This window comes from Vibrio sp. TMPB1044 (genome assembly GCF_030442075.1).
In the GTDB taxonomy this organism is placed as follows: Bacteria; Pseudomonadota; Gammaproteobacteria; order Enterobacterales; family Vibrionaceae; genus Vibrio; species Vibrio satsumensis.
Map to the genome: position 1 here is coordinate 79,873 of NZ_JAUJED010000005.1, position 22,309 is coordinate 102,181.

20 protein-coding genes and 1 riboswitch are annotated in these 22,309 nt (G+C 46.0%); of the genes, 10 read left to right on the forward strand and 10 right to left on the reverse strand.

Features of this window, described 5'->3' with window-relative positions:
- Window positions 1–74: 74 nt before the first annotated feature.
- Window positions 75–2,405: a Tex family protein gene (locus tag QQ041_RS02365; protein WP_285953026.1), complete on the reverse strand. Its 2,331-nt coding sequence runs from the start codon at window positions 2,403–2,405 to the stop codon at window positions 75–77.
- A gap of 664 nt (window positions 2,406–3,069) precedes the next feature.
- Window positions 3,070–3,552: a transcription elongation factor GreB gene (gene greB, locus QQ041_RS02370; protein ID WP_285953027.1), complete on the reverse strand. Its 483-nt coding sequence runs from the start codon at window positions 3,550–3,552 to the stop codon at window positions 3,070–3,072.
- 178 nt (window positions 3,553–3,730) lie between these two features.
- Between greB and ompR the strand changes: the two genes are divergently transcribed.
- Window positions 3,731–4,450 (forward strand): two-component system response regulator OmpR, encoded by a 720-nt coding sequence (gene ompR / locus QQ041_RS02375; protein WP_008218409.1) that lies wholly within the window; start codon window positions 3,731–3,733, stop codon window positions 4,448–4,450.
- A 153-nt stretch (window positions 4,451–4,603) separates the two neighbouring features.
- On the forward strand, window positions 4,604–5,899 hold the full coding sequence (gene envZ / locus QQ041_RS02380; protein ID WP_048661311.1) for a two-component system sensor histidine kinase EnvZ: 1,296 nt from the start codon (window positions 4,604–4,606) through the stop codon (window positions 5,897–5,899).
- A 74-nt stretch (window positions 5,900–5,973) separates the two neighbouring features.
- Here envZ and recG read toward each other — a convergent pair whose 3' ends face one another.
- The 4 genes from recG to gmk all read right to left on the reverse strand — a co-directional run bounded on the left by recG (window position 5,974) and on the right by gmk (window position 11,524).
- Entirely contained in the window at window positions 5,974–8,052 is a 2,079-nt protein-coding gene (gene recG / locus QQ041_RS02385; RefSeq protein ID WP_285953028.1) for an ATP-dependent DNA helicase RecG, read from the reverse strand.
- A gap of 290 nt (window positions 8,053–8,342) precedes the next feature.
- Complete coding sequence (gene spoT / locus QQ041_RS02390; RefSeq protein WP_285953029.1) at window positions 8,343–10,469, reverse strand: bifunctional GTP diphosphokinase/guanosine-3',5'-bis pyrophosphate 3'-pyrophosphohydrolase; 2,127 nt, start codon at window positions 10,467–10,469, stop codon at window positions 8,343–8,345.
- A gap of 39 nt (window positions 10,470–10,508) precedes the next feature.
- Window positions 10,509–10,781 (reverse strand): DNA-directed RNA polymerase subunit omega, encoded by a 273-nt coding sequence (gene rpoZ / locus QQ041_RS02395; protein WP_009848003.1) that lies wholly within the window; start codon window positions 10,779–10,781, stop codon window positions 10,509–10,511.
- A gap of 119 nt (window positions 10,782–10,900) precedes the next feature.
- The gene (gene gmk / locus QQ041_RS02400; RefSeq protein ID WP_048661314.1) at window positions 10,901–11,524 is read right to left on the reverse strand and encodes a guanylate kinase; all 624 of its coding nucleotides are present in this window, start codon (window positions 11,522–11,524) and stop codon (window positions 10,901–10,903) included.
- A 324-nt stretch (window positions 11,525–11,848) separates the two neighbouring features.
- A riboswitch (purine riboswitch) is annotated at window positions 11,849–11,948 on the forward strand.
- Between the two features lie 58 nt (window positions 11,949–12,006).
- On the opposite strand from gmk, the gene QQ041_RS02405 reads away from it, so the two are divergent.
- The 3 genes from QQ041_RS02405 to QQ041_RS02415 all read left to right on the forward strand — a co-directional run bounded on the left by QQ041_RS02405 (window position 12,007) and on the right by QQ041_RS02415 (window position 14,484).
- Window positions 12,007–13,377, forward strand: coding sequence for an NCS2 family permease (locus QQ041_RS02405; RefSeq protein WP_048661315.1), 1,371 nt, complete (start codon window positions 12,007–12,009; stop codon window positions 13,375–13,377).
- A gap of 158 nt (window positions 13,378–13,535) precedes the next feature.
- Entirely contained in the window at window positions 13,536–13,961 is a 426-nt protein-coding gene (locus QQ041_RS02410) for a phosphate-starvation-inducible protein PsiE (protein WP_017062464.1), read from the forward strand.
- 310 nt (window positions 13,962–14,271) lie between these two features.
- Window positions 14,272–14,484, forward strand: coding sequence for a cold-shock protein (locus tag QQ041_RS02415; protein ID WP_004735656.1), 213 nt, complete (start codon window positions 14,272–14,274; stop codon window positions 14,482–14,484).
- Between the two features lie 305 nt (window positions 14,485–14,789).
- Here QQ041_RS02415 and QQ041_RS02420 read toward each other — a convergent pair whose 3' ends face one another.
- Window positions 14,790–15,656 carry a YicC/YloC family endoribonuclease gene (locus tag QQ041_RS02420; RefSeq protein WP_004735725.1) on the reverse strand — a complete coding sequence of 289 codons (867 nt, stop codon included), beginning with the start codon at window positions 15,654–15,656 and terminating at the stop codon, window positions 14,790–14,792.
- Window positions 15,657–15,904: 248 nt separating this feature from the next.
- On the opposite strand from QQ041_RS02420, the gene rph reads away from it, so the two are divergent.
- Together rph and pyrE are read left to right on the forward strand one after the other, a co-directional pair.
- Window positions 15,905–16,621: a ribonuclease PH gene (gene rph, locus QQ041_RS02425; RefSeq protein ID WP_009847983.1), complete on the forward strand. Its 717-nt coding sequence runs from the start codon at window positions 15,905–15,907 to the stop codon at window positions 16,619–16,621.
- A gap of 215 nt (window positions 16,622–16,836) precedes the next feature.
- Window positions 16,837–17,478 carry an orotate phosphoribosyltransferase gene (pyrE, locus tag QQ041_RS02430; protein WP_060467030.1) on the forward strand — a complete coding sequence of 214 codons (642 nt, stop codon included), beginning with the start codon at window positions 16,837–16,839 and terminating at the stop codon, window positions 17,476–17,478.
- 134 nt (window positions 17,479–17,612) lie between these two features.
- Here the strand turns inward: pyrE and lpxL are convergent, their stop codons facing one another.
- The 3 genes from lpxL to coaBC form a co-directional block, all read right to left on the reverse strand.
- Complete coding sequence (lpxL, locus tag QQ041_RS02435) at window positions 17,613–18,593, reverse strand: LpxL/LpxP family Kdo(2)-lipid IV(A) lauroyl/palmitoleoyl acyltransferase (protein ID WP_285953030.1); 981 nt, start codon at window positions 18,591–18,593, stop codon at window positions 17,613–17,615.
- Window positions 18,594–18,616: 23 nt separating this feature from the next.
- On the reverse strand, window positions 18,617–19,207 hold the full coding sequence (gene slmA / locus QQ041_RS02440; protein ID WP_017063086.1) for a nucleoid occlusion factor SlmA: 591 nt from the start codon (window positions 19,205–19,207) through the stop codon (window positions 18,617–18,619).
- 139 nt (window positions 19,208–19,346) lie between these two features.
- Window positions 19,347–20,588 (reverse strand): bifunctional phosphopantothenoylcysteine decarboxylase/phosphopantothenate--cysteine ligase CoaBC, encoded by a 1,242-nt coding sequence (coaBC, locus tag QQ041_RS02445; RefSeq protein ID WP_285953031.1) that lies wholly within the window; start codon window positions 20,586–20,588, stop codon window positions 19,347–19,349.
- A gap of 223 nt (window positions 20,589–20,811) precedes the next feature.
- Between coaBC and radC the strand changes: the two genes are divergently transcribed.
- The 3 genes from radC to rpmG all read left to right on the forward strand — a co-directional run bounded on the left by radC (window position 20,812) and on the right by rpmG (window position 22,195).
- On the forward strand, window positions 20,812–21,486 hold the full coding sequence (gene radC / locus QQ041_RS02450; RefSeq protein ID WP_029236389.1) for a DNA repair protein RadC: 675 nt from the start codon (window positions 20,812–20,814) through the stop codon (window positions 21,484–21,486).
- A gap of 291 nt (window positions 21,487–21,777) precedes the next feature.
- Window positions 21,778–22,014 (forward strand): 50S ribosomal protein L28, encoded by a 237-nt coding sequence (rpmB, locus tag QQ041_RS02455; RefSeq protein WP_004728407.1) that lies wholly within the window; start codon window positions 21,778–21,780, stop codon window positions 22,012–22,014.
- Between the two features lie 13 nt (window positions 22,015–22,027).
- Window positions 22,028–22,195: a 50S ribosomal protein L33 gene (rpmG, locus tag QQ041_RS02460; RefSeq protein WP_002535344.1), complete on the forward strand. Its 168-nt coding sequence runs from the start codon at window positions 22,028–22,030 to the stop codon at window positions 22,193–22,195.
- Window positions 22,196–22,309: the final 114 nt, after the last annotated feature.

Below are 22,309 nucleotides of genomic sequence, written 5' to 3' on the forward strand. Positions count from 1 at the left end.
ATAAAAACCTGCATACCCTAAGGGATGCAGGTTTTCTGTTTTAGGCGATTCAGTTTTTCAGATACGCTAACGGATTATTTTTTCGCTTTAGCAAAAGCAGCAGCGAATGCGCCACCCATTGCGGCATTTTGTTGTGGCTCTTCACGACGGCGTTGGCCACCTTGTGAATTTTGATTTGAGCGGTTTTGCGTGCGAGGTGCACTTGAACGTTGAGCACGGTTGTCTTGTCCCGGCTCGTCCTTCATACGCATGCTGAGTGCAATACGTTTACGCTGAACATCCACTTCCATCACCTTCACTTTCACGATGTCGCCCGCTTTAACCACTTCACGTGGGTCAGAGACAAAGCGATCGGTGAGCGCTGAAATGTGCACTAGGCCATCTTGGTGAACACCAATATCCACGAAGGCACCAAAGTTGGCCACGTTCGACACCACGCCTTCTAGAATCATGCCTGGTTCTAGGTCTGAAACGCTGTTTACGCCATCTGCGAAGGTTGCAGTCTTGAACTCAGGGCGAGGGTCGCGTCCCGGCTTATCCAGCTCCTTGATGATGTCGGTGACCGTTGGTACACCAAAGTTTTCATTGGTGTAATCAACCGCGTGTAAACCACGTAAGAAGTCGGTGTTACCCACCAGAGATTTGATGTCTTTTTGGTTTTTCTCAGCGATAGTTTTCACTACTGGGTAAGCTTCTGGGTGAACCGATGATGCATCTAACGGGTTCTTACCATCCATAATACGTAGGAAACCAGCACACTGTTCAAAGGCTTTTGGCCCCAAGCGAGCGACTTTCTTCAGCGTAGTACGTGCTTCGAAGCGACCATTCTCATCACGGAAATCCACGATGTTCTGAGCGATGGTGCTAGAAAGGCCAGCTACGCGAGTCAGTAGCGCAGCCGAAGCGGTATTCACATCAACACCAACCGCGTTTACACAGTCTTCGACAATCGCATCTAGGCGCTTAGCAAGCATAGTTTGGCTAACGTCATGTTGGTATTGACCCACACCGATCGATTTAGGGTCAATCTTCACAAGCTCAGCCAATGGATCTTGTAGACGACGAGCGATAGATACTGCACCACGGATCGATACGTCCATGTTCGGGAACTCTTTCGCCGCTAGCTCAGACGCTGAATAAACTGAAGCACCTGCTTCGCTAACAATAATTTTTTGCGCTTTTAGGTTGCCGCGCTTAATCACATCAGCCACAAAGCTATCGGTTTCGCGTGAAGCCGTACCGTTACCAATCGCAATCAGGTCAACGTTGAACTGACGAACCATCTGTTCAACAACGTGTGCTGATTTGTCGTATTGCTTTTGTGGTGGGTGAGGGTAAATAGTTTCTGTCGCTAGAACCTTACCAGTTGAATCCACAACGGCGATTTTTGAACCGGTACGTAAACCTGGATCTAAGCCTAATGTGGCACGAGGACCAGCTGGTGCTGCCATTAGCAGATCTTTAAGGTTGGTGGCGAACACTTCAATCGCTTCGATCTCAGCACGCTCTTTCATCGCGCCCATCAATTCGGTTTCCATGTGCATAGAAACCTTGATGCGCCATGCCCAGCTGATCACTTGCTTACGCCATGCATCCGCAGGTGCGCTGCTTAGGGTAATACCGTAGTGATCAGAGATGATGTTCTCGCAGTATGAACCACGTACACCTTCTTCTTGATCCGGGTCAGCGTTCATCGCCAGTGTTAGGAAGCCTTCATTGCGGCCACGCAGCATTGCAAGCGCACGGTGAGACGGTACTTTGCTAAGAGCTTCGTTGTGCTCGAAGTAGTCTTTGAATTTCTCACCTTCGTTCTCTTTGCCAGCCACAACACGAGCACCAAGCTCTGCATTACGGTTTAGGTGTTGACGAATCTTTTCAAGCAGGTTTGCGTCTTCCGCAATGCGTTCCATGATGATCGCACGTGCGCCATCGAGTGCAGCTTTTGTATCGGCAATGCCTTTATCGTTGCTAATGAAGTTCGCTGCTTCCGTTTCCGGATCGTGCTGTGGTTCATTCCATAGCGTATCGGCAAGTGGCTCTAAGCCTGCTTCAATCGCGATCTGACCTTTGGTGCGGCGCTTTGGTTTGTAAGGCAGGTATAAATCTTCTAGGCGAGTCTTGCTGTCTGCCTGAGTGATATCACGCTCGAGTTCTGGCGTGAGTTTGCCTTGGTCTTGAATCGACTTAAGAATCGTTTGGCGACGATCGTCTAGCTCGCGTAGGTAAGAAAGGCGGCTATCAAGGTTACGTAGTTGGGTATCGTCTAAGCCACCCGTAACTTCTTTACGGTAGCGGGCAATAAAGGGAACGGTATTACCGTCGTCAATTAGGTTTACTGCGGCAGTGACTTGCTCAGAACGGACATTCAGTTCTTCAGCGATCAGTCGACAGATAGCTTGGCTCATCCGATGAATCTCTTATTTAATATCATGACAAATACATGGGGGTGAGCGTACGCTTTTTCTAGCTTTGACTGTGTAATTATCCTGTCAGAAGTCGAATTTCCGTTTGTGATACCCGCTTTGTGCGAGATCTCTTACAAGTGATGTGAGACTAAGTCACTTTAAACCGATGAAATCGTCTTAATATTAACTTAAGTTGCTGATTTTATTATGTTGAGTGTTTGCGGGTATATTTCTCACCTGAAATGTTTTTTGGGACTATCTAGGAAACTCGCTCAATTACCGTAATATTTAACTTGTCGACAGGGAGTTGGCAGGAACAGGAAAAAGCCTAATGGACTAGGTATCTTCAGGATGAAGATTTGATTACTTAGGATGAGTGGTCAGCAAGGAAGTTATAATCTCTGGATGAGATTCGCCAGTCAGGATGACAGGCTAGAATGGACACCGCTAGGATGGCGATGAACAAAAAGGAAATTGGTTAAAGGATTTAGCCACTATCAAGGAAAGATGCAGGGAGCACCTTATCTCGAAGAGATAAACAGTAGCCGGATTGCTGCGATAGAGACTTAACCCCGTCAGGCGAAAGCCTAGCGGGGTTTTCTTTTATCTGGAGTTTGGGTTTACTTGAACACTCAGCTCATTGCTAAGTGTATATTAGGTTTGGTTATTGATTGTCTGCGTAGCGAATCGAGTTAATGAACCACTCTTTGTCGCCTTCCGGTGTCTTTACCGTAAACTCATCATCCACTTCTTTCTTGAGCAGAGCTCTAGCCATGGGTGAGTCGATAGAGATATAACCTTTAGCATCGCCGTAGATCTCTTCAGGCCCAACAATGCGAAACTTCTTAATGTCCCCATCATCATTTTCAATTTCGACCCAAGCACCAAAAAATACCTTACCTTCTTGTTGTGGCGAGTAATCCACGATCGTGACATCCGGTAGGAACTTTCTTAAGAAACGTACTCGGCGATCAATCTGTCGAAGCAAACGCTTATTGAAGGTGTAATCTGCGTTTTCTGAACGATCTCCAAGGCTTGCAGCCCAAGTGACTATCTTGGTGATCTCTGGACGTTTCTCGTGCCATAAGTGGTCATGTTCTGCTTTGAGCTTGTTATAACCTTCTCGAGTGATAAGTTTGGTTTTCATAAATCTGACTTAATGAAATGATGATCTAAGATAGAATATATAGAAAGGCAACATACGTTAACAATTATTTAGGCGACTTTTTCTCCAATAATGTTACATTTTTAATGTCTTATACCAATATACAATTTACCAAGAATGCTTAACCTTAGGTTTAAGCTTTAATAGGTGGAACCATTACATGCAAGAAAACTACAAAATTTTAGTGGTCGATGACGATGCTCGTTTACGTGCACTGTTAGAACGCTATCTGTCAGAGCAAGGCTTTCAAGTGCGTAGCGTGGCAAACAGTGAGCAAATGGACCGCCTGTTAACCCGTGAAAATTTTCACTTGATGGTATTGGATTTGATGTTGCCGGGCGAAGATGGCCTATCTATTTGTCGTCGTCTACGAAACGCAAACAACTCGCTACCAATCCTGATGCTTACTGCAAAGGGTGATGAAGTGGATCGCATTGTGGGCTTGGAAGTGGGGGCTGATGATTACCTGCCAAAACCATTTAACCCACGTGAGCTGCTTGCTCGCATTAAAGCGGTACTGCGTCGCCAAGTAATTGAAGCACCAGGCGCGCCAAGTACAGAAGAGTCTGTGGTTGAGTTTGGTGAATTCCGCCTAAACCTAGGTACACGTGAAATGTTCCGTGGTGAAGAGCCAATGCCGCTTACTTCTGGCGAATTTGCAGTACTTAAGTCACTAGTAACCAATGCGCGTGAGCCAATGTCTCGCGATAAGCTGATGAACATGGCTCGTGGCCGTGAGTATTCAGCGATGGAACGTTCTATCGATGTTCAGATTTCGCGTCTGCGTCGTCTAGTGGAAGAAGATCCAAGCAAACCTCGTTACATCCAAACGGTGTGGGGCTTAGGTTATGTGTTCGTTCCAGATGGCAAAGCTGTGTAGTCCAGCTTTATAAGCTCTATAACTGCTTTACCGATTCTGTGAATCTTACGGGTCATCTCATTAATATGCGATGGCCCGTTTTGTATTCAGCACAATGGTTTAGGGTTATAGTCATATAACACCTTCTTTATCTTTCTACATCTTGGGTACCCTATGCGCATACGTAGCTCCTTTACTCAGTCGATAGTGCTTTTCTTAACGCTATTGGTTGCTAGCCAAATTTTTTCTTATTACGCAGTGTTTAACTATGCATTGATGCCGAGTTTGCAGCAGTTTAATAAGATTCTGGCGCATGAGTTAAACCTAGTATTAGACCAAGGCAGTGATATCGAGATTGATGCGCCATTGCGTCAGCGTGTACTTGAACAACTCGGGGTAACCGTTCACGCGAAAAACAGTGAAGCGGCGGGTGAGTATTACCACGCGGTTGCGATTGACTTGATGAGCGAGGAGATGACCAAAGAGCTAGGCTCTGAAACCGAAGTACGGTTGATTCTAGGTAAAGAGAGCTATGTGCTGTGGATGGACATTGCGCAGCTGCCCAACTCTCTGATTCGTATTCCTCTTTCTGAGTTGCAAGAAGAAGATTTTGCACCACTATTTCGTAACAGTCTGATCATGGCGTTGTTGATTGTCGTAGGTGGTTGGTTGTTTATCCGCTTACAAAACCGGCCGTTGATAGCGCTAGAGAAAGCCGCGCAAGGTGTCGGGCGCGGCGATATTCCACCGCCATTGCCGGTTCAAGGTGCGCAAGAAATTCGCTCAGTAACACGAGCTTTCAATCAAATGTCGAAAGGCATACAAGAATTGGAAGAAGACCGCGCTTTGTTGATGGCAGGAATCAGTCATGATTTGCGTACTCCGTTAACGCGTATTCGCTTAGCAACCGAGATGATGTCGCCAGAAGACAGCTACTTAGCGGAAGGCATCATCAGTGATACCGAAGAGTGTAACGAGATCATCAGTCAGTTCATGGATTACCTAAAGCCTGTTGACAGAGACTCATTCCAAGCGGTGTTTGTCGATGATATTGCGCGAGAAGTCTCTAGCTCTGAAGGTGGCTATGAGGTCCAGATTGAAACCGATATTCCAGAAACCATGAAACCTGCGTTGGGCAACCCGATCGCAATGAAGCGTGCAGTGAGTAACTTGGTGGTGAACGCGCTGCGCTATGGTAATGGCTGGGTCAAGGTATCGACCGGCATGACGGCAGATAACAAGTTAGCTTGGGTAACGGTAGAAGATAATGGTCCGGGTATTCCACAAGACCAGATCGGTAAGTTGTTTGAACCCTTCACACGTGGTGACACGGCTCGAGGCAGCGAAGGTACGGGCTTGGGCTTGGCAATTGTGAAACGTATTGTTAGCCAGCATCAAGGTGCGGTAGTGGTCAATAACCGCAGTGAAGGTGGCTTAAAAGCGCAGATCAGTTTCCCTGTGAAACCTTAGGCTTGGGCTATACGCACTAAAAAGGCTTCCTTGAGGAAGCCTTTTTACGTTTTAAGCGGAAATATAATGGCTAATTACGCCTTAGAATAGACATCGCGCTCGCCTAGCCAGCGGTTGATGATCGCCTTAGCGTTATCTGGGTAGCTATCATGAATATGGCGGGCGATACGCTGCACTTCAGGGATTAAACGTTGGTCTCGTACTAAGTCAGCAATCTTAAAGTCAGCCAAGCCGGTCTGTTTAGTGCCAAGTAGCTCACCTGGGCCACGGATCTCTAGGTCTCGCTGAGCAATCACAAAGCCATCGTTACTTTCACGCAGTACCCCTAAGCGCTTCTGAGCGGTTTTTGATAGTGGAGAGTGATACAGCAGCACACAGTGGCTTGCGACTGAACCACGGCCAACACGACCGCGCAATTGGTGTAATTGCGCCAGACCAAGACGCTCTGGGTTCTCGATGATCATTAAGCTCGAATTCGGTACATCCACACCTACTTCAATCACGGTTGTCGCAACCAATAGGTGCAGTTTGTTCTCTTTGAATTCCTGCATTACTGCCTGCTTCTCGGCAGGTTTCATTCGGCCGTGTACTAAACCAATTTTCACGTCAGGCAATTTTCGTTGTAGTTCTTCTGCGGTGTCAGCCGCGGCTTGAGCTTCCAATACTTCTGACTCATCAATTAGCGTACACACCCAATAGGCTTGCTTGCCCTCATTGAGACACGCATTGCGCACCCGCTCAACAATGTCATCACGTTTGGTATCAGGAATCGCTACGGTTTGAATCGGTGTTCGCCCCGGTGGCAGCTCATCAATAATTGAGGTTTCGAGATCGGCATAGGCCGTCATTGCGAGCGTTCGTGGGATTGGCGTTGCCGTCATCACCAATTGGTGAGGGTAATAACCTTGCTTAGCGCCCTTTTCACGCAGCTCTAATCGCTGGTGGACACCAAATCGGTGTTGCTCATCAATGATCACTAAGCCAAGGTTTTTGAACTCGACGTGTTCTTGGAATAGGGCATGAGTACCGACCACCATTTGCGCTTCGCCGCTGGCAATTCGCGCTAGCTCAGTCTCACGAGCTTTACCTTTGAGTTTACCTGCCAACCAACCGACTTGAATGCCCATAGCTTCAAACCAATTGGCGAAATTGATCGCGTGCTGTTCAGCCAATAGCTCGGTTGGTGCCATCAGTGCTACTTGCTGACCATGTTCTAATGCGCGAACCGCCGCCAGTGCAGCAACCAAGGTTTTACCTGAACCTACATCCCCTTGTACTAAACGCATCATTGGATGTGGTTTTTCTAAGTCAGCTTCAATCTCTTTAGTCACTCGTGCTTGAGCATTGGTTGGAGAAAATGGCAGCTGAGCCAATAACTTACCTTTCAAGGTGTTCGCTGGGGGAAATGGCATCGCTTTGTCTTGTTGCCCTTTGCTGCGAACTGACAGCATCGACAGGTTTTGAGCCAGTAACTCTTCCATAATCAGACGCAGTTGCGCAGGGTGTTTACCTTCATCAAACAGCTCTAGGTCAATGCCCGGAGGTGGTCTGTGAATGGTATGCAGCGCTTGTGCTAGGGTGATTTGGTGATCGTATAAACCAGATGGTAGCAACTCATTGACGGCTGCTTTGTCGATAAGCTCTAACGCTTGGTCTGTCAGGTTACGCAGCGTGACTTGTCTTAGCCCTTCAGTGGTTGGGTACACCGGGGTTAGGTTCGCTTCAACATCTGGCTGCTGTCTTGGGGCAAAGAACTTGTAGTCAGGGTGGACGATCTCCAGCCCCATATTGCCGCGCTTGATTTCACCGTAGGCGTGTACTTGTTTGCCTTCGGCAAAGTTATTCTTCATTCCGGCAGTGAAGTTGAAAAAGCGTAGGGTAATGGTGCCATTCCCATCACTGATCTTTACTGCGAGCATCTTACGTTTACCGAAAATGGTATCAACATGCATCACCTTGCCTTGCACCGCAGCCCAAAGGCCAGCGTGCAGTTTTACGATTGGATAGATGCGTGTTCTATCTTCATAGCGTAAAGGGAGGTGAAATAGCAGGTCTTGTACGTTATTAAGCCCAACCTTCTCCAGTTTCTCTGCGACTTTAGCGCCGACTCCAGATAAAGAGTTGAGAGGGATAGCAGATAAAAGCTGTGACATAACAAGGCTCATAAACGTAAGAGAGATGATCTATTCAAGCATTTTACTGGATTTTTGTACAGGATAAAGCTTAGAAGCAGATACGGGATGCGAAGGGATAAGAGCAGATGCGAGATACGGGTAAACGAGATACGAAGAGATTAGGAGCAGATGCGGGATGTGGGTAAGCGAGCTAAGAAAAGAACAGGGCGGTACAAAAAATTAAAGCAGACTCGAAATACGGAGAGTTGAGTAGTGAAAAGCTTGTGCTCTTCGCATCTCGAGACTCGTATCTCTCATCTGCTTTTGGATCAGTTCTTACGACGTCTTACTTTCAGCGCGTGTGGCATCACACGTAGCTTTTTCATAATGCTTGCAAGATGAACACGATCTTTAGTGGTCAGCAAGATAGTCACTGTGTACAGGCGACCGTCACGTTCTTCGGTAGAAATACCGTGAATGTTAGAGCCTGTTTTCGAGATAACATTAGTTAGCTCAGCCAGTGCACCTTGGTGATTCTGCAGATCAACCTGAAGCTCAGCTGTGAACTCTTGGTCGTAATCGTCAGACCATTCAACCGCCATGTATTTGTCTGGTTCTTTCTGGTAACCACGAACGTTTGGACACGTTTCACGGTGAACCACAAGGCCACGACCTGGAGATACATGGGCAATGATGTGATCATCTGGAATCGGGTGACAACAGTTGGCGAACGTCAGCAGTAGACCTTCAGCACCACGGATAGGAAGTTTCTTCCTTGGTGTATCGCTGTTGTTTTCCACTTCAGTTAGCTCGTCAGCATCACCCAGTAGGCGACGAGCAATCACGATACTCATCAGCTCACCAAGACCAATCGATGCTAGTAAGTCTTCAATGCTGTCGAGACGAAGATCAGACAAAACATGTTCAACGTTCTCTTGGCCGATATCGCCAATCGAGTGTTCGCCAAGTGCGTGGTTCAGTAGACGACGACCTAAAGTAATCGATTCTTCACGACGCATGGTTTTCAGAACCTGTCGGATCTTAGTGCGAGCTCGCGATGTCACAACGTAGTTGAGCCATGCTGCATTCGGACGCGCGCCCGGAGCACTGATGATCTCAATCGTTTGGCCATTCTTCAGCGACTTGCTGAGTGGGTAAGGGTTCATGTCTACACGAGCGCCTACACACATGTTGCCGACATCGGTATGTACCGCGTAAGCAAAATCGACCGCTGTTGCGCCCGCAGGAAGTTCGACAATGCGACCTTTCGGCGTGAATACAAAGATTTCATCTGGGAACAGATCAGACTTAACGTTTTCAATGAACTCGAATGAGTTACCCGCGCTTTGTTGCAGCTCAAGTAAGCTCTGCATCCAACGTTGTGCTTTAACCTGTGCGGTTGTGCCATTACTGCTACGTGAACCATTGCCTTTGTAAGCCCAGTGCGCCGCGACACCTTTGTCTGCCATTTGATCCATATCTTCAGTACGGATCTGAACCTCAACTGGCACCCCATGAGGGCCGATCATTGACGTATGCAGAGATTGGTAGCCGTTGGCTTTTGGTACCGCAATGTAATCTTTCATGCGGCCAGGGCGAGGCTTGTACAGGCTGTGAGCCTGACCAAGTGCGCGATAACAAGTATCTGGGGTATCAACCACCACGCGGAAAGCGTAGATGTCCATAATGGTGTGGAAGCGCTGCTCTTTAGTTTTCATCTTGTTATAGATGGAGAACAGGTTCTTTTCACGACCAAGTACGCGAGCAGGCAAACCGACTTCTTCAAGGCGGCCCTCGATTTCGCTATGGATACGTTGGATCATCTCCTTACGGTTACCACGCGCAGCTTTCACTACGTTTTTAAGTACGCGATAACGGTTAGGATAAAGGGCTTCAAATCCCAGCTCTTCTAGTTCGGTCTTGATGTTATGAATACCAAGACGGTGAGCTAGCGGAGAATAAATCTCGAGGGTTTCACGAGCAATACGACGCTTTTTATCAGGACGAAGAGCCCCAAGTGTACGCATGTTGTGAGTACGGTCAGCTAATTTGATCAAGATAACGCGGATGTCTTGCACCATGGCGAGAACCATCTTGCGGAAGTTCTCTGCTTGCGCTTCTTTGCGATCACGAAATTTAAGCTTATCCAGCTTAGATACACCATCAACCAGTTCAGCAACAGTATTGCCAAATTGAGCTTCTAGCTCCTCTTTTGTAACTTCAGTATCTTCAATTACATCGTGGAGTAGGGCTGCTTGCAGGGTTTCGATATCCAGACGCATTTCTGCCAGGATTCTTGAAACAGCAACAGGGTGGATTATGTATGGTTCACCCGTTGAACGGGTTTGCCCTTCATGGGCGTTTCTCGCTACCACATAAGATTGACGCAGAGCCTCAATTTGAGGCTCTGTTAGGTATTCTTGGGCAACGTCTTTGAGGCTATCGAATAGATACAAATTAAAGGCCCGGAAGGTTAATTAGTTCGAATGACGCTTTTAACGAGTGTGAGCGATGCTGCTTACTGCTGCAAGTTCAGCCGCTTCTTGCTCTTGTTGCTCTTGACGCTCACGAGCATCTAGTACGTCTTTAGTGATAAGACCTTCTTCGATTTCGCGAAGAGCGATAACCGTTGGCTTATCGTTTTCTTCAGGCACTAGTGAATCTTTACCGCCAGTTTGCATTTGACGTGCGCGGCGAGCCGCAATAAGAACTAGGTCGAAACGGTTGCCAACTTTTTCAACAGCGTCTTGAACAGTTACGCGTGCCATGAGGACTCCAAATAGTAATTAACTAATAAATTTTTGATGACGAGAAAGTATACAAGTTTAACTAGAGACTTTCTAGATCACCGTATACTTATCTCAATGGAAAATCTAGGGGATCTAGATTATTCCGCTAATAAAGCAGTAAGCATGCCGCTGTATTTCGCTGCTTGCTTATCTTCTTTTAAACGTTCCGCACGAATGATAGCTCTGAAGTCCATTAGGGCTGCATCAAAGTCATCATTCACGATCACATAATCATATTCTGCATAGTGAGAAATCTCTGATTTTGCTTCGCTCATGCGTTTCGCAATAACTTCGTCGCTATCTTGACCGCGAACATTCAAACGACGCTCTAGCTCACCATTTGATGGTGGAAGAATGAATACACTCTTCGCTTGAGGCATTTGTTCACGGATCTGACGAGCGCCTTGCCAGTCGATATCTAGGAATACATCGATACCGCGGTCTAGGTTTTCTTCAATCCAAACGCGTGAAGTACCGTAGTAGTTGCCGAACACTTCAGCGTACTCTAGGAACTCACCTTTACCAATAAGATCTTCGAAGTGATGTTTTTCTACAAAGTGGTAGTGAACACCATTCTCTTCACCAGGGCGCATACCGCGAGTGGTGTGTGAAACAGATACCTTCATTGCGTAGGTTGGATTGGTTTCTAGCATTGCTGAGATCAAGCTCGACTTACCTGCGCCACTAGGTGCAGATACGATGTAAAGAGTACCTTTGCCCATCTGTATATTTCCACTGTTGGTTGGATTGAGTGAAGGCAATAGACCTACACTATAAAAGATAGCACTGACTCTAATTGTTGTTCCGTTGGTTACGTCTATAAAGAGATAACGAGTAAAACTAATAGAAGCAACTGGTGAAAATTAGGTCAGAAAAATGGAGGCGAAGAGTAGCATATTTAGATGATTGAGAACAACTGGCTTGATCGTTATTTATTGGCGAATGATCTTCATGAGGATCTTTGTAGAAATGTAATCACTCACCATCTGCACTTTTTTATGTGATCTGGACAAAATCTGTTGAAGTTTTAATCTCAATCCTTACAATCCGCGCAAACGATTAAATGCTGTATATGTTTGATGAAATGGATCAAATGTTTCTACTACCGAGCCTATCTTGGTGACTACAGTTTTTAGTGTAGAGACTTCTCTATTCTCACAGCATTTGAATCACCAAATTCTTAATTTATTGCATAGGTTTTGTTGTGAGTACCGATTCCACCCTAAAAGCCCAGAACTCTTCTGGCTCACTTGATTCGTTGTTTAAAATCACTGAAAGAAAAACCACGATTGGCACTGAGCTGTACGCGGGTTTCATTACTTTCTTGGCGATGAGTTACATTCTGGCGGTCAACCCAGCGATTTTGGGTGGTATTCCTGGAATGGATAAAGGTGCCGTGTTTACTGCAACAGCACTTGCTGCGGCTATTTCGACCCTAATCATGGGTATTTGGGGCAACTATCCAGTGATGCTTGCGCCGGGCATGAGTATGAACGGCTTCTTTAAAGGCTTGCTATTAAGTGGTTCAGTCGCGGTCCTTTGGAATGAAGCACTATTCGGCATCTTCTTGTCGGGCATACTTTATCTTGCGTTCTCACTGACCAATATTCGTAAGTCGATGATTGAGTCGATCCCTGAAGACTTGAAACTGGCAATTACCGTATCGCTCGGACTGTTTATTGCTTTTTTAGGTCTGAAGAATGCAGGCATTATCGTTTCTAACCCATTCGTGTTGGTTGGTCTAGGTGATATCTCAGATCCAAAAGTGATCATCGCTTATGTAAGTATTTTCATCGCACTAGGCTGTATGGTTCGTGATATCAAGCTCGCTACATTCATTTCATTTGTGTCGGCAATTGCACTAACTATTCTTGCTGACGTATTTATGGGTACATCAAACGCGCCAATCCCAGAACAGTTAGTAGCTATGCCGCCAAGCATGGCAGGCAGCTTCGGCGCTATCTTTGATTTCTCGGCTTTCACACCTGAGAAAATGTTCGACCTATTATTCATCGTGCTTATCTTCCTGATTGTCGATTTCTTCGATGGCTTGAGCACGATCGTTGGTGTTGGCCGCGATGCAGGAATCATTGATAAAGACGGTAAGGTGCCAAACGCGAAGTCGGCTCTAGTGGCTGATGCTGGCGGTACTGTGATTGGCTCAATTCTGGGTACCACATCGATTACGGCTTTCTCTGAGTCAGGTATTGCGTCTTCTCAAGGTGCGAAAACGGGCTTAGCGGCAGTCATGGTTGCGGGTTTGTTCCTAATCTCGCTATTCCTATACCCAATCTTCTCTATCTTCTCGGCAGCCATGGTTGCGCCGGCGATGGTAGTGGTGGGTATTTACATGGTAGGTCGCCTTGGTCAGATTAACTGGGAAAAGAAAGAGTCACGCATTGCAGCCTTCTTCACCATCATGTTTACAGTGCTAAGCTTCTCTCCAGCGAACGGTATGGCGATGGGTTTCATCAGCTACGCATTCACAATGGTTGTGGCAGGTAAGCGCAAAGAAGTACACCCGCTGATCTACGGACTGTGTGTGGTTTTCTTGACTTATTTGATTTTGCTATAAGCTTAACTAGTGAATAGTCGTTAGTAAGTAAAAGACAGACAGATGGCTCCGCAGTGAATGTGGGGCCATTTTTGTATCTGTCGTCTCTCTAGAGTACGCGACTTATATTGATGCATGCTATTGTAGAGACTGGATTAATTATTTTTTGAAGAGTGACTATGCCTTCTCATTTACCCAAATCTTTTAGTAAGCCGTTTTTAAAAGTGTTCCACATTATGGAAGCGGTATTGCTGGTGGCGATCACGCTCGCGACCTTGTTTGCGATGGTCGAAGAGTTCATGCATGTCTTCGCTGAACGCCGTGTACAACTGACCGACATTCTATTGATGTTCATCTATTTAGAAGTGTTGGCGATGGTTCAACAGTTTGTGATGAACGGTAAGATCCCAGTGCGATACCCAATCTATATCGCGATGATGGCGATTGCTCGTTACATCACTTTGGGTATGAAAGAGCTCGATGCAGTATTGATCGTTTGGTTATCTTTAGCGGCATTTATCTTAGCTGCTGCAACACTCTTGATTCGTGTTGGGCATCATTATTGGCCGTATGTAGACCTTCGAACCAAGCAGCCAGATGAGTAACACTTTGAAGGTTAAGGTTTTATAAATGAAGCCCAGCGATATCGTTGGGTTTTTAATTGGGTTGGTTGAACAAAAAAACATCAATTTATCCAAATAACGCTTTACAAGCAGGCTAAGATCACCAAGAATGGCGTCGCTCTGTTTTCAGGGTTATTAAATGAAACATCCAGTTGTAAAGTAAAACCCTTAGTATTGCTTCATTGTTATTCTCAGTGTTTCCCTTAGCTTCATAGATACATTAAATAATTCAAGCTTTCAGCGCATCGCACTTTTGGCGATTAATTTTTTATTTTTATATAAGGGACACATCATGTCTAACAAAACAAACGGCGTAGTAAAATGGTTTAACGAAGAGAAAGGCTTCGGTTTCCTAACTCAAGACAACGGCGGCGCTGACGTATTCGTTCACTTCCGTGCTATCGCATCTGAAGGTTTCAAGACTCTTAAAGAAGGCCAACAAGTGTCTTTCGAAGTAGAGCAAGGCCAAAAAGGTCTTCAAGCTGCAAACGTTGTAGCTCTATAAGATTTTAAGTCGGCGCAGGTTGCATTAGCAACTTGCGTCACTTTCTCCCTTAAATCTTTCCCCTCTAGTTCCACCTGTAATATCCCCCTCAAAATATTCTAAAATCCTTTGTTACATCCGCTTCTCTGTTTTATCTATAGCTGTATCTATCTCTTGCTCCAAACAAATCTCCTGCGTAACAACCTGCTCAACCTGATTGGCATTATTGCATCCATAAAAAAAGCCCCTAAAACTAGGAGCTTATCTTGATCTAATCAACACTGATTCAGCTAATAGCTTATTCACAGCGTGTTACTGACAAACTGTTATTCAATATTCTGGATCTGCTCACGCATCTGTTCGATAAGAACCTTAAGCTCTACGCCTGATGCTGTGATGTCTGTGCTGATAGACTTAGATGCTAGCGTGTTTGACTCACGGTTGAACTCTTGCATCATGAAGTCTAGCTTACGGCCACAAGCGCCACCTTTCTTCAATACTACGTTCGCTTCTTTCACGTGAGAGTCTAGACGGTCTAGTTCTTCTGCTACGTCTGACTTCTGAGCCAGTAGGATAAGCTCTTGCTCAACGCGAGAACCTTCAAGTTCAATTTTCGCATCTTCAAATTTGGTAAGAAGACGCTCACGTTGCCACTCTAGGATCTCAGGCATGCGTGCACGAACTTTCACTACTTCTTCAGTGATTGCATCTAAACGCTGAACGATGAGCGCTTTCATGTTTTCGCCTTCACGAGCACGAGCGTCAATGAACTCTGCGATTGCATCGTTGAATGCTTCAAGTAAATCTTTGTTGATGGCATCCATATCTTGCTCTGGAGTTTCCATCACGCCAGGCCAGTTCATAACTTGGAATGGATTTAGACGACTGTCTTCACCTGTCATGGTCATAACTTGGTTAGCAGCATTAATTACTTGCTGAGCCAAACCTTCGTTAATGCTTAGCTCGCCCTTTGCTGCAGGGTTTGCTTCGAAGCGTAGGTTACATTCAACCTTGCCGCGAGCTAGACGCTTACGGAAACGCTCACGCAAGATTGGTTCTAAACCACGGAACTGTTCAGGCATACGGAAGTAAGTTTCTAGGTAGCGCTGGTTTACACTACGGATTTCCCATACTGCTGTACCCCAATCGCCTTTTACTTCTTTGCGTGCATACGCGGTCATACTATAAATCATCGAATTTTCCTGTCTTTTATCATTCTGAAAATAACGCGCACGCATAGTATCACGATACGGGTTGCACTCGAAGTCGATTGCTTTTCATTATAAATAGCCTTTCATGATAAATAGCTTTGAACGGTAAATAGATTTGCACGATAAACTGCTATATAATCTTGCCCCAATCAAAACTGTCTCACCCCTTTCTTAGGTGATGCACTCTTTCGATAGTAAATCACTTCAGACTGTTAATAAGGTAGATACCAATGCGTCCAAATGACCGCGCTGTAGATCAAATTCGTCCAATTAAAATTACTCGTAACTACACAGCTTATGCTGAGGGTTCTGTATTAGTTGAGTTCGGCAACACTAAAGTTCTATGTAATGCGACGGTAGAAGAAAACGTACCGCGTTGGTTGAAAGGCCAAGGAAAGGGTTGGGTAACGGCTGAATACGGCATGCTTCCACGTGCAACGCACACTCGTAACCGTCGTGAAGCGGCGAGCGGTAAGCAAGGTGGTCGTACGATGGAAATCCAACGTCTGATCGCTCGTAGCCTACGTGCTGTTGTTGACCTGAAAGTAATGGGTGAAATCATGATCACTGTCGATTGTGATGTTATCCAAGCAGACGGCGGTACACGTACTGCTTCTATCTCAGGTGCAAGCGTTGCAATGGCTGATGCTATCAACAGCTTACTAGCAAGCGGTAAACTGAAAAAGAACCCAATGAAAGGCCACGTAGCGGCAGTTTCAGTGGGCATCGTTGGTGCACAAGCACTGTGTGACCTTGAGTACGTTGAAGACTCAGCAGCAGATACCGATATGAACGTTGTAATGACGGAAGACGGTAAGATGATTGAGATTCAAGGCACCGCAGAAGGCGAACCGTTCAGCCACGAAGAGCTGATGCAGCTTTTAGCCCTGGCGAATAAGGGCATTGCCGATATCGTCGAAGCGCAGAAAGCTGCGTTGGCCGACTAGTTTCTAGATAGCTCCCACATTGGGGGCTATTTTTTTATCTTCGTCGTATTCGCGCCCTCCGCGTTGTTAACTGCGCTTGCTCACCCGAATCACTTACTACTCGTAAGCTCACGGGGTTCGCAAGCTTGTTGCCTAGCGGAAAGCACGACTACTTAGAAGATACTGGGATGAGTTTAAGTTAATTAAGTTTTATTGAATAAACGTAGAGGAAAAACATGAAAGCATATCAACGTGAATTTATTGAATTTGCACTAGAGAAAGAAGTACTTAAGTTTGGTGAGTTTACTTTAAAGTCTGGCCGTAAGAGCCCTTACTTCTTCAATGCTGGATTGTTTAATACAGGTCGTGACTTAGCGCGTTTAGGTCGCTTCTACGCAGCAGCATTGGCTGATTCTGGCATTGAGTTTGATGTGTTATTTGGCCCTGCATACAAGGGCATCCCAATTGCAACGACGACAGCGGTTGCACTGGCAGATCACCACGATGTAGACACGCCTTACTGTTTCAACCGTAAAGAAGCGAAAAACCACGGTGAAGGTGGCAATCTAGTGGGTAGCGCACTGGAAGGTCGCATCATGCTTGTAGATGACGTGATCACTGCTGGTACTGCTATTCGTGAGTCGATGGAAATCATCCAAGCGAACGGCGCGGATCTAGCGGGTGTTCTTGTTGCTATCGACCGTCAAGAGAAGGGCAAAGGCGAGCTGTCTGCAATTCAAGAAGTTGAACGCGACTTCGGTTGTGCAATCATCTCTATCGTTAGCCTAACTGACCTTGTGACTTTCCTTGAAGAGAAAGGCACAGATGCAGCACATCTAGACGCAGTAAAAGCCTACCGCGCTCAATACGGAATCTAACCCCTGAAGCGTCGAACCTAACAGTCTAGCGTTCTAAGTTTAGAATCGAAAAATCAAAAAGGCCCGAGAGATAAATATCTTTCGGGCCTTTTACTTTTCTATTGAAGTGAGCTTCTTATCTAAAGATAGGAGTTCTATTTATAACGAATACCGCGCTCAATTTCTGGGTCTTCCATAGTCTTAAAGCGCTTGTGCAGCCACATCCACTGCTCTGGAGCTCGTAAGATAATCTTCTCAAGATAGCGGTTCATGTAGGCAGCGGCAGCTTTCTCATCTTTCTGCGGATAGTTATCTTCGATTGACTCATCGGCCATGATTTCATACTTGCCGTCGGCATTTCTAAAACCAGACCCTGGAACAAGTGCGCATCGGCTAGTGTAAGCCAGAATACTGGTGCCTGTTGTGGTACATGCATCTTCTACCGCGAAGAAAGGCACAAACACAGATTTATTACGACCGTAATCATGATCCGGCAGGTAGAAAAGGATCTCACCCTGACGCAGAATTCGAATCATACGTTTCACGTCTTTACGGTGAATCAGGCGATTGCCGTTCTGAGTACGACCACGGTATTGAATAAATTCATAAGCCGGATTGTTGTGCGGGCGATAAACACCTAAACCTGAAATACCAAGAACAGCCATTGCTCGTGCCGTGATCTCTAGGTTCAAGGCATGTACACAGCATAAAAGAACGCCTTTGCCGTTGGCTTTGTGCGTACGCAGCATTTGAGTGTCTTTGTCCACGAGGATGCGCTTGAAGCGCCATGTAGGCCAAAACCAAGTAATCCCGGTCTCGATAAGAGCCATACCAGTATTCTTAAAGTTCTCACTGACCATTGCCGCGACTTCATCTGCTGGCTTGTCTGGGAAGGCGAGTTCTAAATTGCGAGTTGCTACCGCGACACGTTTTTTACCATAACGAGCGCCCAAAGAGCCTAACGATCGGCCTAATAGCAGTAAGAGACGGTAAGGGAGAACGTTAACGATAAGCGCCAATAACCCAAAACCGAACCATACCCCCCAGTATTTAGGGTGGAGTAACGCCAGAGTAAAAGGTGGCTTAGTAATAACGTGTTGTGCAGTGCTGTTTGTCGGAGAAGTTTTCGTCGTCATAACCATCACTTAAAATTTGATTGCTACTTAATCTGAGCGCTTAACAGAGCCCAATAAGCATCGAAGTTTTCTGTCGGTTGATATTTGAAGTCTGAGCGAACAAATCGATTCAAGCTGCCTTCAACTTGACCGAGCAGCTGAGCGGCTAAGATTTTCTCATCAACCGGGAATGATTTCCCTTCACGAAGCTTTCTTTCACGCAGGATCTGGCGAAGTTGCGTCTCAATGCGTTCGAAAAGTTGGTTGATGCGATCACGCAGGCGTTCATTTTCAAACATTAGAGCATGACCAGATAAAATTCGAGTCAGGCCTGGGTTACGTTCTGAGAAAACTAAGATAAGTTGTAGCACTAGGCGTATGCGCTCTAGTGTGTCTTTCTCTTCATCCAGAATGCGGTTGATTCGAGACATCAACGCTTCTTCAATGAACTCGATTAGGCCTTCAAACATGCGAGCTTTGCTTGGGAAGTGGCGGTATAACGCAGCCTCAGAAACACCCACTTGCTTGGCCAACTTTACCGTTGTGATACGAGAAGCACCTTCGGTCGATTCCAACATTTGTGCGAGAGCTTGTAGGATTTCTTCACGACGGTTTGATTTTCGAGCACCAGCCATCTATTTACTTCCTTTCCTAAAGATGAGGATTGAGTGAAGAAGGATTATAAACACCAATCAATTCTGTTTCCTAGTTTTGTGAGCCCTAGGTCAACAGAATCGAGAGGTGTCAGCAGATTGTCAGAGCAAATTTGTGCGTTTATGCACCAATAAGCTGTTGGATCTGATCGAGGATCTGGAAACCAAGTGTGTCTTTGCTATCCAGTGGCAGAGATTTATCACCGCCTTTCCAATAAAGGTGCAATTCATTACTGCTGCTATTGAAGCCTTGGCCTTCGACAGAAACGTCGTTAGCGCAAATCATGTCGAGGTTCTTTTTTTCTAACTTACCGCGCGCGTATTTTTCAACATCTTGAGTTTCAGCTGCGAAGCCGACAGTAAATGGGCGACCTTCGGTCATTGAAGCGACAGAAGCGACGATGTCTGGGTTCTTAACCATTTGAATGGTCATATCGTCTTTACCATCGACCTTCTTAAGCTTTTGGTCTGCAATGGTCTCTGGGCGGTAATCGGCAACCGCGGCACAGCTGATGAAAATATCATGTTGTGCCGCGTGATCAGTAACGGCATCAAACATCTGTTGAGCGCTGTCGACATCGATACGATTAACCTTATTTGGTGTCGCGAGTGATACAGGACCGCTGATTAGAGTTACTGTTGCGCCTTGTTTCGCTGCCGCTTCAGCCAGAGCATAGCCCATCTTGCCCGAGCTGTGGTTGGTAATGTAACGCACAGGATCAATGGCTTCACGAGTTGGACCCGCCGTGATTAACACAGAGCGACCAGCAAGAGGTTTAGGTTGGAAGAAGTCTTCACAGCGGTGCACGAGCTGCATAGGCTCTAGCATGCGACCCATTCCCACATCACCACACGCTTGTTCGCCAGCCGCCGGTCCCCAAATCTCACAACCACGACGTTTTAGTGTTGCGATGTTCTCTTGAGTGGCAGGGTGGCTGTACATCTGTTGGTTCATTGCCGGAGATACCGCAACTGGCGCATCGGTTGCTAGAACCAAAGTGGTCAGTAGGTCGTTACCCATGCCAGCGGTCATGCGAGCAATCAGATCAGCGGTTGCTGGCGCTAGTAATACCAAATCAGCCCATTTTGCGAGCTCAATGTGCCCCATGGAAGCCTCAGCAGCAGGATCAAGCAAACTATCAGACACAGGCCTTCCAGAGACGGCTTGCATGGTGAGAGGAGTAATGAACTCCTTGGCTGCATTCGTCATCACGACTTGTACTTGTGCTCCACGTTCAATTAAGCGTCGAGTCAGTTCGGCACATTTATACGCAGCGATACCACCACTAATGCCAAGTAGGATTTTTTTCCCAGCCAGGCCTTGTAGGTCAGCGTTATCCAGTTGATTAACCAATGTTTGCATGATTCTGTTCCTTAATTTCTCTGCGACTTACGATATCAGAACAAAGGATAAGTGCCTAGAAGCAGAACTCGAACAGAGTTGACGCTCATCAAGTTGGTGTTATCAAACTTATCAATTACACGATTTTGTTAGTGTCTCGTTTCCTTTGATCTCTATCGAAGGATCTCTGATTACGATCTCATTAAGGTGATGGGTTGTGTTCATGACCAATGATTGTCTTTATATGCCAATAGATAAAATACCTGCCGAATCGATGCCGAGAGAAAAGTTGTTAAATAGAGGGCCTGATTCCTTGAGTGATGCGGAACTGCTCGCGATATTCCTGCGAACAGGGACACAAGGAATGAACGTCTTGGAACTCGCAGACAAGTTGATCAAAGACTTTGGCTCGCTCCGCCATCTCTTTTCAGCAACGCAGGAAGAGTTTTGTGCTCATAAAGGGATGGGGCAGGCCAAGTATGTTCAATTGCAAGCTGTGTTAGAGATGACGCAGCGTTATCTAGCAGAGACTTTATCTCGTGGAGATGCGCTTACTAGCCCAAGTCATACTAAGCTTTATCTCTCGAGCATGTTGCGCGATCGCCAGCGAGAAGCCTTCTATATATTGTTCCTCGATAACCAAAATAGGGTAATAAAGGACGAGGTGATGTTTGAAGGAACCATCGATGCCGCATCGGTTTACCCGAGGGAAGTGGTTAAACGGTCACTTCATCATAATGCGGCGGCATTAATTTTGGCTCACAACCATCCTTCGGGTGTTGCGGAGCCCAGCCAAGCGGATAGGCGGATTACACGCCGATTAACCGATGCACTGGCGCTGGTGGACATACGAATACTCGACCATTTTGTGGTTGGAGATGGCGAAGTTGTCTCTTTTGCAGAACGTGGATGGATTTGAATCACATTTTAGGTTGTTAGTTGCGTTAAATCTGCTATTATTCCGCCCACATTTTTAGACCTAAAATCAGCTCTGATTACTCAAGCAAGCTGCGCTGCACAAAAAAAGATCACGAAATCCGTAAAAAGGATCTGTTCGGGTCTTGAGCAATGCGTGTCAAGTTAGTATAATGCGCGACCTTTGATAGCCTTGTATGGATTTTCCATAACGGTTTTTACCTTCTATTTTAATTGATAGAGAGGTTCGGCCACCAAGGTTGATATCGAGCTGAAACGATTGGAGAAGACATTCATGTCCCGAGTATGCCAAGTAACTGGTAAGCGTCCAGTAACGGGTAACAACCGTTCACACGCACGCAATGCTACTAAGCGCCGTTTTCTGCCGAACCTACAAACTCATCGTTTCTGGGTAGAGAGCGAAAAACGTTTTGTTAAACTACGTCTAACTGCTAAAGGCATGCGTATCATTGATAAGAAAGGCATCGATGCTGTTCTTGTTGATATCCGTGCACGTGGCGAAAACGTTTAAGAGGAATTAAGCAATGGCTAAAGGCATTCGTGAGAAAATTCGTCTAGTATCTTCTGCAGGTACTGGTCACTTCTACACAACTGATAAGAACAAGCGTAACATGCCAGGCAAATTTGAGATCAAAAAGTTTGATCCAGTAGTTCGCCAACACGTTATGTACAAAGAAGCTAAAATCAAGTAATTGATGCTTTTTTTGCTCTTCTTCAGTAGAAGAAAGAATTGAAAAACCCAGTTTAATCGCTGGGTTTTTTTATATCTAAAATTTGAATAACTTAATTGTTCTTGCTTAATATAG